This window comes from Veillonella sp. AS16 (assembly GCF_000517785.1).
Classification (GTDB): Bacteria; Bacillota; Negativicutes; order Veillonellales; family Veillonellaceae; genus Veillonella; species Veillonella denticariosi.
Genome location: NZ_AZYX01000007.1, coordinates 384,481 through 401,519 on the forward strand (window position 1 = coordinate 384,481; position 17,039 = coordinate 401,519).

Consider the following 17,039-nt stretch of genomic DNA (forward strand, 5'->3'; position numbering starts at 1 on the left):
TAAAATTATCGATGTCACTTTATTAAGGCTCAACATGCGGTCGTATAAACGGCGGCACCTCTTTGTTAACATCGATGACAACCGTAAGCGGTTCATCCTGTATATTCCTAATGCCCAGTACGTTTGCCGTTTCTTTAGACATAGGCATTTCTACGTATTGTTGACGGATCTTGCGCCACTCCTTAAACGTGTAATTTGGAATATATTGAGATGCCAGTTCTTCATTACGCCAGAATGCCTCCCCTTCTTGTAAAAGCTCCTTCGTCTGCTTAGGCAGCCCTACTGCTTCACTACGAACCTTTCCGCGATAGCTCACCAATGTATCATATTGCAATAGTTCTGCAGCAATCATATCATTTCGATCAAGGAAAAATCTATAAAGAAACTCTATCTGGTCTATATCCTTCAGATTTACCTTATGGTGTCCGGCCGCAAGCCAGGCTTCAGTCATTTCCACAAAATATGTAAATGCATCAGCAGGACCATTGATCAATTTAGCCCCAATATATGAGAACACAGTCCTAAAGCGTTCGCTATTATAGAATCGTTCAAAGACGTCTTCAAAGTGCTTTAAAAATCGTACATCTTCATAAGGCAATACATGCGTACTCAACACCTCATAGGGTGCCAACGGGTCACTCACATAATGATATTCATCCATGCGACGTACACCGGAGCCTTTCAGCAATTTCAGAAAACCGATTTGCAACGCATGAGGCTGCAAGCTGAACAAATCATTGAAGGATTGCCCAAAGCGAGCTTTATCCTCATACGGTAACCCTACGATAAGATCCATGTGCACATGTGTACGGCCAGCCTCGATAATCGGCCGAATAGCGGTCTGAATATATGGCCAATCATTATAGCGGTTGATAGCGTCCAAGGTCTTCTTATGCGTACTCTGCACGCCCACTTCAATTTGAATCCGCCCCGGCGGTGTTTCACACAGGATACTTGTCTCCCATTCCGTCATGAGCTCCGGTTCCATTTCCAAATGGAAGTTCGTTTCCGTATCAGCATTTTTTATGAATTCCATCAGCGGTCTATGATGAGCCGGTGCACAATTAAAGGTGCGGTCCACAAATTTTACCTGCTTGACATTATGGTCGATGAACCATTGTAACTCTTTAAACGTTCTTTCCTGCGGAAAAAAGCGCACCGTATTTTTATTGCCCGACAAACAGTATTGGCAGGAAAACGGACAGCCACGAGACGATTCATAATAAATAATCTTATGCTCCAAATCGACCATATCCTCCTCTACATAAGGAAATGGAATAGTGCTGAGATCCTTAACCTCCACAGTTGTCGTAGATCCCATAAGAGCACCGGACACATGACGACCGCGTACGCCGGCAATAGGCTCCTCTAGGCCATCACGATTATCGGACAGTGCCCTAATCAGATGGTAAAAGGCTTCCTCCCCTTCCCCCTGCACAACGTAGTCTACAGAAGGACATCGCTCCAGAATTTCATCAGCTGTAAACGATACCTCGGGGCCGCCGAGGATAATTTTAATATTCGGACGCACGGCTTTCACCATGTCCACCACATGTAATGTCATCTCGATATTCCAGATATAGCATGCAAAACCGAGCACATCGATATTGCGTTCCGTTATATCGCTGAGAATATGTAAAACAGGCATATTAATAGTGTATTCCACTATATCGTATGCCTGTCCATGAGCCTTGCCATAGGCCTTAAGATAGCGTAAGGCCAAAGAAGAATGTATAAATTTTGAATTCAATGTCGATAAAACTACGTTCATATTTCCTCATCATCGAATGGCCTCGCCACCGTCTAGTCATAATATAATTATTATATCATTAAAAGAGACCAAAGATAAAGGAAATGATGGCCCCTATCAGGATGATAGCACCTACGACGGTAAAAATAAGACTACCGAAAATCACGATGACCGCAAAACCCACCGCAAGTATTAACAACAAGATGATGCGACTGAGCCAGTTTGAGCCTCCAAAGTGATATACTTTAACACGCGGACCGTATTGCTCATATCCTTCATAGTACGCTCGCTCCTGATCCGTAGCGGTCGGTGTAGATTCGACATGGACAGACTCACCTGCTTCATCGATGGTAACACCGTCAAAATCACGACGTTCATCATCCGACAAAACCCGTGTATTCGGTTCACTTTGTGTATATCCTGTAGAATCCGTATATTGCCCAGCATCTTGATGTATATTTTTCTCTCGTTTATCTGTTCTGTCAGTCATGATTATATCCTTTTTAGGTTACAAACATTAATAAATTTTATACAATGTATTATATCATAAAATGCTGATATACATGCAAAAACATCCTCTACTACACAGTCTATTAATACATAGCATGTGTATGTAGAGGATGTTATAACTGTTAAGCTGTATATCAAAAAACTATTCCAGATTAGTCCTTTAAGAATTTTTGAAGTAATTCATTAACCATACCGGGGTTGGCACGACCTTTGGATTCCTTCATAACCTGACCGACCAGGAAGCCGATAGCTTTACCGTTACCGCCTTTAAAATCGGCAACAGGTTGCGGATTATTGGCAATAACCTGCTTAACAATCTCTTCAATCGCACCGGTATCGGTAATTTGTACGAGCCCTTCTTCTTTAACGATCGTGTCCGCATCTTTACCTGATTCCCACATGGACACGATAACCTTTTTCGCAATCTTACCGGAAATTGTGCCCTTCTCAATAAGAGCAATCATACCGGCCAGATTTTCCGGACTTACCTTCGATTCAGCAAAAGTCAATCCGTTTTCATTGATCATCTTGGACAAATCGCCGAGCATCCAGTTGGATACCGTTTTAGGGTCCGCACCGGCCTGTACAGTCGCATCAAGATAATCTGCTGTCTTACGGGATACCGTGAGGATAATCGCATCTTCACGTGGTAATCCGTATTCAGATATGAAGCGGTTAATCTTGGCATCCTGCAACTCAGGCAATGCCTTACGAGCCGCTTCGATTTCTTCATCAGTGATGACAATCGGTACCAAATCGGGTTCCGGGAAATAGCGGTAATCATTTTCCGCATCCTTCTTGCGCATTCCCAATGTAATACCCTGAGCATCATCCCATGTACGCGTCTCCTGATCCACAGTACCGCCATCTTCAATCAACTGAGCCTGACGTAACGCTTCATACTCGATAGCTTTTTGAATACCCGTTAAAGAATTGACGTTCTTTGTTTCTGTACGTGTACCGAATTCAGTATCACCGCGAAGTCGTACGGATACGTTACAGTCACAACGAAGGGAGCCTTCCTCCATACGGCCGTCGGATACTTCCAGATATTGTAAAATAGAACGCAGTTTTTCAACGTACGCCTTTGCCTCCGCACCGGAACGAATATCAGGTTCCGATACGATTTCCAACAATGGTACACCTGTACGGTTATAGTCAACATTTGAGAAATTGGAATCGGAAATAGTATTCCCGCTATGAACGAGCTTGCCCGCATCCTCTTCCATATGGATACGCGTGATACCGATACGCTTTGTTTCACCGTCTACCTCGATATCCAGGTGCCCATTTAGACAGATCGGCAAGTCATATTGAGATGTCTGATAATTTTTAGGTAAATCCGGATAATAATAATTCTTGCGGTCAAATTTATTAAAGTGGAGGATATCGCAATTTAATGCTAAACCTACCTTAATAGCATATTCCACGACCTTTTTATTCAACACAGGCATAGCCCCAGGTAGACCTAGACACACCGGACATACATGTGTATTTTGGTCACCGCCGAATTCAGTGGTGCAACCACAGAAGATTTTAGATTTAGTCTTAAGCTCTGTATGAACCTCTAAACCGATGACCGTTTCATATTTACTGCTCATAGAGAAACCTCCCCTGTCGGTGCTACTAATTGACAATCCGGACGGGCTTGTTCAAATGTGAAAGCCGCGCGAAGCAATGTTTCTTCACCCATAGCAGGGCACAATAATTGTAGCCCAACCGGTAAATTATTGCTGCTCATACCCGCAGGAATACTGATACCCGGAATGCCCGCCAAGTTTGCCGGTACCGTACAGATATCCTCTAAGTACATAGCCAACGGATCATTTACCTTTTCACCGAACTTATATGCCGTATTTGGCGCCGTAGGTGTCAACAATACATCTACTTTGGAGAAAGCTTCATCCAGTTCGTTTTTTATCAAGCGACGTACTTTCAAGGCTTTCAAATAGTAGGCATCATAGTAACCGGAACTCAATACATATGTACCAAGGAGAATACGACGCTGTACCTCCTGACCGAAACCTTCGGTACGAGTTTTGGTGGACATATCTACCAAGTTATCCGCCGGTACGCGCATACCATAGCTTACGCCGTCATAACGAGCCAGGTTGGAACTTGCCTCAGCCAAAGCGATAATATAATACGCGGATAACGCATATTTAGAATTAGGTAATGAAACCTCAACGATTTCAGCACCTAATTTCTTGTATGTATCAATTGCCTCATCCATAGCCTTGAGAACATCGCTGTTTAGACCGTCCCCGAAGAATTCCTTAGGCACACCGATTTTAAGCTTAGTCACATCATTTACAAGGGCCTTCGTATAGTCTACACGCGCCCCAGGAATCGATGTGGAATCCTTCGCGTCATGCCCGGAAATAGCATTTAATACCAAGGCGGCATCCGTTACATCCCGCGTAACAGGTCCGATCTGATCCAAGGAGGACGCAAAGGCGATAAGCCCATAACGAGATACATTGCCGTAGGTAGGCTTCAAACCTACTACACCACAAAAAGATGCAGGTTGACGGATGGAACCGCCCGTATCGGAACCGAGAGCCCAAATTGCACTGCCACTGGAAACAGCAGCCGCACTACCGCCGGAAGATCCGCCCGGTACACAGTCATTATTCCAGGGATTAACCGTTTTAGCCAAAGCGGAATTTTCCGTAGATCCGCCCATAGCGAATTCATCCATATTCAATTTCCCGAGAATAACGGACTGATTCGCATCGAGACGTTCCACAACAGATGCATTATAAGGAGGCACGAAGTGCTCCAACATTTTAGATGCACACGTCGTCGTCTCTCCTTTTACACATATATTATCTTTCAGTGCGCCCGGAATCCCGGCCAATGGAGAAATTACTTCTCCTTTAGAGATAGCTTCATCTACAGCCTTCGCCATAGCGAGCGCCCGTTCATGAGAGTCGGAAAGATACGCATGTACAGTCGGTTCTACTTGTGCTTTATGAGCGATAACAGCCTTCGTCAATTCAACGGCACTGATTTCTTTATTCACTAATTTCTTATGTAATTCATGAATGGTTGCCACTGCAAAACCTCCTATTCCTGTACGACACGAGGTACCTTAAAGTACCCGTCCTCTGCTTCCGGCGCATTGGATAATGCTAAATCATGATCGAGAGACGGCTTTAATTCATCCTCTCTCAATACGTTCTGCAACGGTACGGCATGGGCCATCGGATCTACGCCATCTAGTTCCAATGCATTTAGTTCCGCAACATAAGACAAGATGTCGGACAATTCTTTTTCTATATGTGCCGTATGATCTTCTTTTACTTCTAATCGTGAAAGCAAGGCAATATTCTTAATTTCCTCTTGGCTGATTTTCATCGATACACATCCTTTCATATTGTATTATTATAATTCATATAGCTTACATTTTCAAAGGTGTTAACCGTTCCAAGGCCTTATGAGTTCCAGAAATTCATCTTCATTCATGACGCGAATTCCCAATTCATTAGCCTTCGTTAATTTGCTGCCGCTGTCTTCCCCTGCCACGACAAGTGTTGTTTTCTTCGAAACGGATCCGGTCACCTTCGCGCCGTGGGCCTCAAGGATTTTACCGGCTTCACTGCGGCCCATGGATTCCAATTTTCCCGTTAATACAACGATTTCTCCATCCATTTCATTACCTGCAGACTCAGCCACATCAACGGTCATCTTTAAACCGGCAGCCCGTAACCCTTCAATAATCTCTATATGCGAAGGATCTTCTCGATACTCTACAATACTGTCCGCCATGGTAGGCCCGATTTCCTCTACAGCAACAAGTTCATCCTTCGTAATCGTAAGAAACCTATCCATAGATTGGACCACATGAGCTATAGTAGCTGCCGCCTTTGCTCCGATGAGACGGATGCCCAAACCGTATAACACTCGATCAAGGCCTCGATTTTTAGAATCGGCGATAGCTTTCACCAGATTCTCCGCCGACTTCGTACCCATTCGTTCCAGCGTAACCAACTGATCCACAGTCAAATGATACAAATCAACTACATTGGTAATCAATTTTGCATTGATCAGATTTTCTATGATACTCGGCCCTAAGCCGTCTATATTCAAAGCGTCGCGTGATGCGAAATGAATAATTTGCTCCTTTTCAATGGCAGGACAGTGCTTATTTGTGCAGCGTACGGCCGCCTCCCCTTCACGTCGAACCGCAGGAAATGAGCATACGGGACATGTACTAGGAATCGTAAATTTAACCTCTGAACCGGTACGTTTTTCAGGTAACACACGGATAACCTCGGGAATGATTTCAGCAGCCTTGTGAATCATCACATGGTCTCCGATTCGGATATCTTTTTCATCGATAAAGTCCTGATTATGCAAGGTGACACGACTCACATTCGTGCCGGATACGAATACGGACTCCAATTCACCGGTCGGCGTGAGAACACCGGTTCGCCCCACATTAATCGTTATATCCTTAAGGACCGTTTCCACCTCTTCAGGAGGGTATTTATAAGCTGTAGCCCATTTCGGATCTTTTGCAGTACTACCTAATATCTCCTGGTCATCAAAACTATTGACCTTTATAACCATACCATCCGTATCATATGGTAACTCGTGACGCTTTTCTCTCCAATATTCAATGGTTTCAATAACTTCATCGATTGTCTTACATACGCGATAATGAGGATTAACGGAGAACTTAAAGTTCTCCAAACTGTGTAACAGTTCCTCTTGACTACGAATACCTGCACCTTCTTCAGAGCCGATTGCATAAGCGAAAAATGCAAGATTCCGACTGGCCGTAATCGCCGGATCCTGTTGACGCAGGGAACCTGCAGCGGCATTACGGGGATTTACAAAGGTTGGCAAGCCTTCCTCATCACGCTCCTCATTGATGCGTTTAAATTCACTATGAGGCATATACGCTTCACCGCGGATTTCTATGAAATCCGGTGCACTTTCAAGAGATAAGGGGATAGACTTGATGGTACGTACATTAGCCGTTACATCTTCACCGACACGGCCGTCACCACGAGTTACGGCACGTACAAACATACCGTGTTGATAATGTAAATTCACAGCGAGACCGTCAATTTTAAGCTCCACCACATAAGCGGACGGTTTATGCCCCAATTCCTTTTCTACACGCTGAGCGAATCCTCGTACTTCATCAGCATTAAAAACATTGGACAAACTCAACATGGGACGACCGTGGACAACCTTCTCAAAAGAGCCCTCCACCTTCATGCCTACACGCTGAGTCGGAGACGACGGCACAATATATTCGGGATGTGCAGTTTCCAAATCAACGAGCTCACGATATTTTGTATCATATTCATAATCACTCATTACAGGCGCGTCCTTCACATAGTACAAATACTGCGCATGAGTCAACTCTTTCTGTAATTCTTCTATTCTATCTTTCGGATTCATACTCTATCCTTTTATGTTCAACTACATAAGCTTGCTTCAAGTTTAATGATATGTAGTTATTCTTATATTGAAAAAATCTATATAAAAAAGGTGTTATCCCTTTTTCACTGGTGCGAACTTCGCCATTACCACGCGTACCCCTTGCGTCGGAAATTCAATGGTCAATTTCATACCGGCCCCTTCTCCAGCAACACCGATAACCTTACCGTTCCCCCACTTACTGTGAATTGCGGTATCACCAATCTTCCAATCGGCAATAACTTCATTTCGAATAATCGGCTTTGTTACGGGACGACTGGTTACACTCATATGCTGTGGTACATGACGTTTAATGTCGTCAGGCACCTTTCGTTTAGCACGCAATGAATCAACTAATTCCTCCGGAATCTCATCGATAAAACGGGATGGTAAATAACTGCTTGTACGACCAAATACGGTACGCGTTGTGGCATTTGAGATGAATAGTTCCTTCTCCGCTCTCGTAATTCCCACATAAGCAAGGCGACGTTCCTCTTCAACTTCATCAGAATTCATCAACGTCCGGCTATGCGGAAACAGTCCTTCTTCTAAGCCACATAAGAATACGATAGGAAACTCCAAACCTTTAGCGGCATGCAATGTCATCAAGGTAACCTTAGACTCTTCCTGTTCAAAGGAATCCACATCATTTACAAGGGCGACCTGCTCCAAGAAATCTTCTACTGTACCTGTGGGATTTGTATCCTGAAAGTCTTTTGCCACAGACAACAGTTCACCGATATTTTCAGCACGCGCCTGATCCTGCGGATCCGCACTTTCCTCTAATTGTGCAAGATACCCGGTCCTGTCCAAGATAGATTCTAAAATTTCTAAAACAGATTTATCATCCATTTCAGCGACCAACGTGAAAATTAGAATGCCGAATTCTTCCAGCTTTTCTTTTGTCTTGCCCTTGATAGAATCAACCAGGTGTAATTGGGTCAACGTCATAAATAGAGATGTCCCATTAGCACGAGCATATTCCTGTAACTTAGATACCGTAGTTGCACCGATACTTCGCTTTGGAACGTTAATAATCCGCAATAGGCTGAGATCATCGAAGGGATTATATAAAACCCGTAAATAGGCTAAAACATCCTTAATTTCTTTGCGGTCATAGAACTTTGTCCCCCCCACCATCATATAAGGCAAGGCTCGTTTAATTAATGCTTCCTCAAGTACACGGGACTGAGCATTTGTACGATATAAAATCGCCATATCTCCATATGGCACACCATGAACATCATGCTTTTTGGTGATCGTATCGCCGATGAAAGCCGCCTCTTCATGCTCGGATTGAGCCGTAAAATGCTGAATTTTAGGCCCGTCCACCTTATCGGTCCACAAATTTTTCTCAGGTCGACCTTCATTATTATCGATAACCGCATTAGCCGCATCGAGAATAATCTTTGTAGATCGGTAGTTCTGTTCCAGTTTTATAGATGTACAATTCGGATAATCCTTTTCGAAATCCAGAATATTTTGAATATCCGCCCCGCGCCATGCATAGATACTCTGATCCGCATCGCCTACGACGGCGATATTTTTCCAGTACGAAGATAATAAATACGCCAACAAGTATTGAGCATGGTTCGTATCTTGATATTCGTCAATCATGACGTAACGAAAACGCTTGCTGTATTTATCGAGGACCGCCGCATTTGTCTGCAATAATTTAACAGCTACGAGCAATAAATCATCAAAATCCAATGCATTATTTTTGCGCAGTTCCCGTTCATAATACTCGTATACATCCGCTACCTTTTGTTGGTAAAAGTCACACGCCTGTTTACGGTAATCCGATGCGAACTGTAATTTATTCTTCGCATCTGAAATAGCAGCAATCATAGCCCCCACGGGATAGTATTTATCATCAAGGTTCAACGCCTTCAATGCGGCCTTGATAACAACCTGAGAGTCCGATGTATCATAAATCGTAAAATTACTGTTATAGCCTAAAAAATTATCTAATTCAAAGCGTAAAAACTTAGCACAGAAGCTGTGAAATGTACTGAGCCAGATACGATTGGCCACATCACCTACAAGACCTTCCACACGGCTTTTCATTTCCTTAGCCGCCTTATTGGTGAAAGTAATAGCCAGAATTTCGTAAGGATTGACACCTTGTGCCAATAGGTGAGCAATTCGCACCGTTAACACTTTTGTTTTACCAGATCCGGCACCTGCAAGAATCAATAAAGGGCCTTCCGTATGTTGTACCGCTTTTTGTTGTTCTTTATTCAAACCTGTTAATAACGAATTCATCAGAATACCCCCGAAAGCCCTTAATGATTAGATCTAAAATCAGATTCAATCTATTTTCATCTATATATAAAGACTTAACCTATAACATTACATCTAATCAATATAATTAGGATATTATAGTAAAGTGTTATATAATCCTAAGTCTAATCTTTAATGTTAAATATAATCTATTACATTACATAGAGAACAAGAACGTTGCATAGCAACGTTCCCATTTTACATATCTTATTTCATAGCCCCCAAAATCGGTGGTACAATTTGTTTTTTACGAGACATTGTATTCGGCAGGAATACGGAGTTATCTTTTATATCTTTCCCGAATGCATTTTTTACAACATCATTAACTTCACCGCTGAACAATAATGTGGTACTTTCATCAAGAATATTCGTAATCATAATATATGATGCATCATAATTATTAGCACTGCGAAGCGCTTCCAAGGCGGTAATTAATTCATTTTGTTTAGCCAGAATTTCGGTCGTATCCATAACGGAAATTTGCCCGATAGAAATAGTTTTACCCGCTTCGGAAAATTCCTTCATATCCGTACGAACGATATCATCATTCGTCAAATCGGAAATATCCGCACCTGCTTTCAACATATCCAAGCCGTATACGGCAAGTTCTACACCGGCAATATCAGCAAGCTTATGTGCCATTTCCTTATCTGTTTCCGTACATGTAGGTGAACGGAACAATACGGTATCAGAAATAATGGCAGATAACATTAGTCCGGCAATATTCTTGGGAATGTCCTGATTATTTTCTACATACAACTTAGTCAAAATCGTATTAGTACACCCTACCGGCTCCATACGAATAAATACAGGTCCATCCGTTTCAAAGTCGCCAATGCGATGATGATCAATTACACCGCACATATTCATCGTTTTATAGCCATCGATGATTTGTTTAGATTCATTATGATCAGTTAAATATAAATTTCCACCTTCCGGACATGTTTCCTCCCAATTAGTAACAATTGTAGGATGAGCAAAGCCAAAATAATCAAGAACAAAAGCAGTTTCTTTATTCACTGGTCCGGCACATACAGGTGTGGCAGGGGTCCCCATTTGTGTCAAAAAATTAGCAAAGGAAATAGCGGAACAGATAGAATCCGTATCCGGACTTTTATGGCCTGCTACATATGTTTTTACGTCACTCATACTATACCTCTTTTATCAATAAATATATAACTTCATTGACTTAAGTCAATCCGATTTTTAACTTATTCATTATATCATAATTCACACAAAAAAACACGCCACTACTATGTAGTGGCGTGTTTTAAACCATCATAATATACAAAATATTAACGATGTTTATTCATGGTCTTTCTTACGGTTAGTCAACAAGCCGGGTCCAAGTTTTTCAATGATGATGAACAACATCGGAATGATAAATATACCGAACAATGTTGCCGTCGTCATCCCTGCAACCACGGTAATCCCCATTGATGTACGAGCACCGGAACCGGCACCAGTAGATACAGCCAACGGTAATACACCGAGGATAAACGCAAAGGATGTCATCAAGATTGGACGCAAACGTATCTTCGCAGCTTCAATAGCTGCATCAACAACATTCATGCCCCGTTCATCGACACGAATCTTAGCATATTCAATAATCAGAATCGCATTTTTCGCCGCTAATCCCACCAAGGTAAGTAAACCGATCTGCATGTAAATATCGTTCGCCAGCTGATACCTGCCCGTAAAATTCAACAAGAACGGTATCAACGATGCACCGATCATACCGGACGGTACGGAGAACAATACGGCAAACGGTACCTTCCAAGATTCATACAAAGCGGCCAAGATCAAGAATACGAATACCAGGCCTAAGCCGAGAATCATAATAGTTTGAGATCCCGCTTTCAACTCTTCACGGGATTGTCCGGCCCAGTCATAAGTATAACCAGCCGGTAATGTTTTAGCAGCTGCGTCTTTCAAAGCATTAATAGCATCACCGGAGGAATAACCATTCGCTTGGGAACCGCCGATTTGTACGGCCATCGCATTATCGAAACGAGTGATACTGGATGGAGTACCGGTTTGTTCCTTCGTAATGTAATTTGATACCGGTACCATCGTTCCTTTACTATTACGAACGGCTAGCATATTAAGATTATCTGCATTCTGACGATATGCATCTTCAGCCTGTACAACAACCTTATAGTTTTTACCGTATGTAGTAAAGTCATTAACCTGAATACTGCCGTAGAAACCTTGTAATGTAGTAAAGATATCGGATATTGCCACTCCATCTTGAGCCGCTTTATCGCGATTTACATCAAATTGTAAGGTTGGGGTGGATGTATCGAATGTTGTATAAATTGATTGAATTGCAGGACTCTTACGCGCTTCCGCTAAGAAATCATTAGCACGTTCAGCCATAACCTGTGCACTATCACCGGACTTATTGATAATATACATACTGAAACCGCCGGTAGTACCAAGGCCCGGAATGGATGGCGGATTCATAGCGATAACAGTAGCCTCCGGTACTTTTTGAGCTGCAAAACCAAATGTTTGACCGATCATAGCATTAATAGATGTATCGGAGGTCGTGCGGTATTTCCAATCAGCCATAGAGGCAAAGATAATACCGGCGCTGGTTTTTTGCCCTCCTCCTAAGATGTCAAAACCGCCTACCGTAAATACTTCCTGGAACAATTGTTCCTCAGGTTTCTTTTCCGGATCATTTTTACGTTCTAAGAACGAAGCAATCTTTTCAAGAGTCGCCATCGTACGATCCATTGTTGCCCCAGGAGGCTCATTGACAGCAATCATATAATAACCGCTGTCTTCCGCCGGTACGAAAGCCGTCGGCAGGAAGTGGAAAATTAACGCTGTACCGCCCGCAAATATAAGCAACGTGATAATCGTTAAGCTCAATCTATGACTCAAGCGAGCTAATTGAAGGCCATACCAATTGCTGAATCTGTCGAGACCTTCATTAAATTTATTCAATTGACGATGCACCCAATTTTCATGATTATTCGGTACATGCGGTTTCAACATCGTCGCACATAGTGCCGGTGTCAATACAAGGGCAATAATGGCGGAGATAACAACGGATACGGCAATGGTCAAAGCGAACTGCTTATACAGGATCCCCGTCATACCGCCCATAAAGGCAACCGGTACGAATACGGCAACCAGTACAAAAGCGATACCGATTACAGGGCCCTGTACATTTTCCATCGCTTTGATGGCAGCCTCTTTCGGAGGTAATCCATTGTATTTCAATTCATATTCGACGGCTTCCACCACGACGATAGCATCATCGACGACAAGACCGATGGCCAGCACCATCGCAAACAATGTCAATGTATTGATGGAGAAGTCCAATATGACAAATGCGCCGAATGTGCCGAGCAATGATACCGGTACGGCAATCATAGGAATGATTGTGGAACGCCAGGATTGTAAAAATACATATACTACGACTAACACGAGGAGTAAAGCTTCAAAGAAAGTATGCTCAACTTCATTAATAGATGCACTTACGAACTTCGTATTATCGACGACAACGTGATATTCCAGATCAGGCGGGAATGACTTGGATTGCTCTTCCAGCACTTTCTTTACGTTAGCAATTGTTTCAAGTGCATTCGCATCATTTTGCAAGGAAACAGCAAAACCCGCTACCTCTTTATGATTTGTTTTAGCGGAGAAATTATAGTCCTCTGCACCAACCTGAATACGGGAAATATCTTTTAAATGGAGTACTGTACCTTGAGAATTTGTTAATGAAATATTACCGAACTGTTCCGGTGTTACAAGACGCCCCTCAATCTTAATAGGATATTGGAATGCCTGCTGACCATTTGTCGGGTTTTGCCCCACAGTACCGGCCGCAGCCTGCAAGTTCTGAGCCTTAATAGCGGCTGTAACCTCTGAAATGGTAACACCCATTTTCTGCATCTTCGCCGGATCTAACCAGATACGCATGGCATAGTCAGAACCGAATTCCTGTACAGAACCTACGCCTTTAATGGATTTAATCTCATCCATCATATAGTTGGTTCCATAGTTTTTAAGGAATGTAGAATCATAGGTACCATTTGGCGAATTCAATGAGAATACCATCGCCATATCACCGGACGATTTTGTAGTCGTTACACCTACCGCCTGTACTTCGGACGGCAATTGTGAAAGTGCCGCCTGTACACGGTTTTGAGTGTTAACGGTATCCATATCGGCATCGGTTCCCTGATTAAATTGAATCGTTAAGGAATAGCTGCCGTTACTGGAACTGTTGGACGTCATATAGTCCATATCTTGTACACCTACAATTTGTGTTTCAATAACACTGGCAACCGTATCATTTACGACCTGTGCCGTAGCACCGGTATAGGCAGTATTAACACGGACCGTAGGTGGAGAAATTTGTGGATATCGAGCTACCGGGAGGTTCATCATGGAAATGAGACCTACCAACGTAATAACAATAGCTATTACGATGGCAAAGATAGGCCGATTAATAAAGAATTTCGACACGATCTAGCCTCCTCTTATTTTGTTGACTTCAATTGGTCTTTTGTAAGCATATTAGGGGTTACTTTCACACCGTTCTTAACCTTTGTTAAGCCGTCGACGACAATGGTATCCCCTGCGGATAAACCGGATTTAACAATTGTATTGCCATCTGTTGTTCCGCCGATTTCAACAGCTTTCTGTTCAACCACACCGTCTGCATTGACTACATAGATAAAGTTTTTATCCATGATTTGCAAAATCGCACGAGATGGAACCAAGATAGCATTCTTCAATTTTTCCCCCGGTGAAATTACGGTAGCGAACATATTCGGCAATAATAGATGATTAGGATTTGGGAATGACGCTTTCAACACAAGCTTACCTGTGGAGCTGTCAAGACTCTTTGCAGCCTGTACAACCGTACCTAATTCACCATATTCCTTACCATCAGCCAATTTTAATTTTAAATTTGTACCGCTTGTATCATCACCGGAACGATTTTTCATGAAATCGAGATACTCTTGTTCCGTCATGCTGAATTCAACAAAGATCGGATCGATAGAATCAATCGTTACCAATTTCGTGGAACCGGCCTGAACAAAGGTGCCTAAATCTATGTCATCCATGCGAAGTGTACCTGAATACGGTGCATATACTATAGTATCACCTAAATTATCCTGCGCAATCTTAACAGATGCTTCATAAGCGTCATAAGTAGCCTGAGCCTGTTCTGCCGTACTACGTTGTGTATCTACACGTTGTTGAGCGATGGCATCTTCTTTAGCCAAATTTTCATAGCGTTGCAAATCCACCTGAGCATTTTTCAACGTGGCATTGGCCTGTGCCGCCTGTGCCTCGGCATTAGCCAGGCTAGCTTCATACTCGCGGGAATCAATACGATATAACGGTTGCCCCGCTACAACCTGTTCCCCGCCTTTAACATATTTTTCCACTACATAACCGGTTACACGGGCATGTACTTCTACAGAATTCTCTGCTACAACAGTACCGCTAAATGTTTGATCCACTTGTGTATCACTGGCGGTTATCTTGTATGCATTAACAGCCACGTCACCGGATTGCTGTTGGTTATTTCCACAACCAGCAACCATAACGACTGACACTACGAGAGCCGCCAACATACGGGAATAACGAAACTTCATTATCTATACTCCTTTTCAGAAACTAATCATTTTGGGCACAATAAAATCACAAATATTACAATTTATTTTACTTTATTCTATTTATGAAGTCAACTTATAAGGACATTCTGAACACAGTAAAATACAGATAAAATCTAGATAAACATTCTTCCATTGTATGCAATAAAAATGGTAAAAATCATTGACATTAAATATTTAAATGTGAACACTTATAACTTTCAAGAATATAAAATTATAAATCACTAGTTTACTTTATTTGTTTTCATTTAATACCGTATAACCATTATCATTCACTAAAATTGCTTCATTATTGTTTATCGGCACTAATGATATCTTATCTTGATAAATATCTAATGTTTTCTGAGCAGTTTCTTCAAATGGATACTCTCCTATATGCGGCAGAACATAATGATCAAATACATTTAACCCTGCATAATCATCTAATTCAGAGGCTATACTTTTATCATCCATTATGTGATTATATTCAATATTCTCAGACATAATGATTGCCCCTGCGGATTCACCGATATAGAATGCCCCTTCTTTGATTCTTTTAACAAGGACCTTTATAAGATTTTTCTTTTTTATTTCCTGCAATAAATAAAAGGTGTTCCCACCGGATATACATATACATTCCGCCTTTAAAATTTTATCCTTTAAATAGCCTTCATCAAATTTGGTAATATCAATAATTTCAACTTCATACCCTAGCAATCTCAGCATCTCAATACCTTCATCGATATATCCAGTATATGGTTCGACATTTCCGGCAGTAGGAATAAAAATTATTTTATTCGAAACCATTTTTGAAAGATACTTTTTTGTTATACTTTCTGTTCCCGCTAAATATGACATAAGTAAAATTTCCATAAACTATCACCCCTCAAATTTTTTACCACCTATTAATAATAAAATGGTTCTTACTATACAAAAAACCGCCTAAGAATCTACCTAGGCGGTTTTAAAACCACTTAATCGGCTGTTCTCCATCTATTATAGCCGAATAATCTTAAATTTATCTGTAAACACCTACTCATTTCTCAAGAAATAAATGTAGGCCTCTCATTTGGTGGAGATGAGGGGAGTCGAACCCCTGTCCAGAAGTGTTGCCATATAGACTTCTCCGAGTACAGTCTATGATTTGAGTCTCAGGTTGCTATCGCTCACAGACAAGCTACACAACCCCAGTTCATATTATCTCGCCTAATTCATATGAACAACTAAATTAGGCCAGCCTACTGTTTGACGTCCATTCACACTTGGTAGGCACAAGTATGAGGGACGTAGCTTATGCAGCTAATGCAAAATTTTCTTCTGCGTTTAAATGTTTTCCCACCGTTTTACGGCCTCATGGAACGCCGACTCGCTATCTATACCACACGCACCCCTGTCGAAACCTTTACATCCCCGTGCGTCGGTTAAATAATTAT

Annotated in this window: 11 protein-coding genes and 1 other RNA gene; all 12 read right to left on the reverse strand. The window is 42.1% G+C overall.

Annotated elements, in window-relative coordinates; genetic code table 11:
• Positions 1-22 precede the first annotated feature (22 nt).
• The 12 genes from HMPREF1521_RS01955 to ssrA all read right to left on the reverse strand — a co-directional run bounded on the left by HMPREF1521_RS01955 (position 23) and on the right by ssrA (position 17,018).
• Entirely contained in the window at positions 23-1,771 is a 1,749-nt protein-coding gene (locus HMPREF1521_RS01955; protein ID WP_038115169.1) for a B12-binding domain-containing radical SAM protein, read from the reverse strand.
• Between the two features lie 58 nt (positions 1,772-1,829).
• Positions 1,830-2,240, reverse strand: coding sequence for a hypothetical protein (locus HMPREF1521_RS01960; RefSeq protein WP_038115171.1), 411 nt, complete (start codon positions 2,238-2,240; stop codon positions 1,830-1,832).
• Positions 2,241-2,412: 172 nt separating this feature from the next.
• A complete protein-coding gene (gene gatB, locus HMPREF1521_RS01965) occupies positions 2,413-3,861 on the reverse strand; it encodes an Asp-tRNA(Asn)/Glu-tRNA(Gln) amidotransferase subunit GatB (protein WP_038115173.1) in 1,449 nt (482 codons plus the stop codon).
• Positions 3,858-5,318: an Asp-tRNA(Asn)/Glu-tRNA(Gln) amidotransferase subunit GatA gene (gene gatA, locus HMPREF1521_RS01970; protein WP_038115175.1), complete on the reverse strand. Its 1,461-nt coding sequence runs from the start codon at positions 5,316-5,318 to the stop codon at positions 3,858-3,860. The genes gatB and gatA overlap by 4 nt, the downstream gene beginning before the upstream one ends.
• Positions 5,319-5,329: 11 nt before the next feature.
• Positions 5,330-5,620 (reverse strand): Asp-tRNA(Asn)/Glu-tRNA(Gln) amidotransferase subunit GatC, encoded by a 291-nt coding sequence (gene gatC, locus HMPREF1521_RS01975; RefSeq protein WP_038115177.1) that lies wholly within the window; start codon positions 5,618-5,620, stop codon positions 5,330-5,332.
• Positions 5,621-5,680: 60 nt separating this feature from the next.
• On the reverse strand, positions 5,681-7,678 hold the full coding sequence (gene ligA / locus HMPREF1521_RS01980) for an NAD-dependent DNA ligase LigA (RefSeq protein ID WP_038115179.1): 1,998 nt from the start codon (positions 7,676-7,678) through the stop codon (positions 5,681-5,683).
• Between the two features lie 93 nt (positions 7,679-7,771).
• The gene (pcrA, locus tag HMPREF1521_RS01985) at positions 7,772-9,961 is read right to left on the reverse strand and encodes a DNA helicase PcrA (protein WP_038115181.1); all 2,190 of its coding nucleotides are present in this window, start codon (positions 9,959-9,961) and stop codon (positions 7,772-7,774) included.
• Positions 9,962-10,186: 225 nt separating this feature from the next.
• Positions 10,187-11,128, reverse strand: coding sequence for a manganese-dependent inorganic pyrophosphatase (locus HMPREF1521_RS01990; protein ID WP_038115183.1), 942 nt, complete (start codon positions 11,126-11,128; stop codon positions 10,187-10,189).
• A gap of 156 nt (positions 11,129-11,284) precedes the next feature.
• A complete protein-coding gene (locus tag HMPREF1521_RS01995; protein WP_038115186.1) occupies positions 11,285-14,467 on the reverse strand; it encodes an efflux RND transporter permease subunit in 3,183 nt (1,060 codons plus the stop codon).
• A 14-nt stretch (positions 14,468-14,481) separates the two neighbouring features.
• A complete protein-coding gene (locus HMPREF1521_RS02000) occupies positions 14,482-15,609 on the reverse strand; it encodes an efflux RND transporter periplasmic adaptor subunit (RefSeq protein WP_038115188.1) in 1,128 nt (375 codons plus the stop codon).
• Between the two features lie 252 nt (positions 15,610-15,861).
• On the reverse strand, positions 15,862-16,479 hold the full coding sequence (locus HMPREF1521_RS02005; RefSeq protein WP_038115190.1) for a Type 1 glutamine amidotransferase-like domain-containing protein: 618 nt from the start codon (positions 16,477-16,479) through the stop codon (positions 15,862-15,864).
• A gap of 197 nt (positions 16,480-16,676) precedes the next feature.
• Positions 16,677-17,018: a transfer-messenger RNA gene (gene ssrA / locus HMPREF1521_RS08860) on the reverse strand.
• Between the last annotated feature and the right edge of the window lie 21 nt (positions 17,019-17,039).

Excerpts from the sequence above, each read along its gene's own strand:
- HMPREF1521_RS01955 (WP_038115169.1), bottom strand. The coding sequence starts at position 1,771 with ATGAACGTAGTTTTATCGACATTGAATTCAAAATTTATACATTCTTCT.
- HMPREF1521_RS01960 (WP_038115171.1), bottom strand. The coding sequence starts at position 2,240 with ATGACTGACAGAACAGATAAACGAGAGAAAAATATACATCAAGATGCT.
- gatB (WP_038115173.1), bottom strand. The coding sequence starts at position 3,861 with ATGAGCAGTAAATATGAAACGGTCATCGGTTTAGAGGTTCATACAGAG.
- gatC (WP_038115177.1), bottom strand. The coding sequence starts at position 5,620 with ATGAAAATCAGCCAAGAGGAAATTAAGAATATTGCCTTGCTTTCACGA.
- ligA (WP_038115179.1), bottom strand. The coding sequence starts at position 7,678 with ATGAATCCGAAAGATAGAATAGAAGAATTACAGAAAGAGTTGACTCAT.
- pcrA (WP_038115181.1), bottom strand. The coding sequence starts at position 9,961 with ATGAATTCGTTATTAACAGGTTTGAATAAAGAACAACAAAAAGCGGTA.
- HMPREF1521_RS01990 (WP_038115183.1), bottom strand. The coding sequence starts at position 11,128 with ATGAGTGACGTAAAAACATATGTAGCAGGCCATAAAAGTCCGGATACG.
- HMPREF1521_RS02000 (WP_038115188.1), bottom strand. The coding sequence starts at position 15,609 with ATGAAGTTTCGTTATTCCCGTATGTTGGCGGCTCTCGTAGTGTCAGTC.
- HMPREF1521_RS02005 (WP_038115190.1), bottom strand. The coding sequence starts at position 16,479 with ATGGAAATTTTACTTATGTCATATTTAGCGGGAACAGAAAGTATAACA.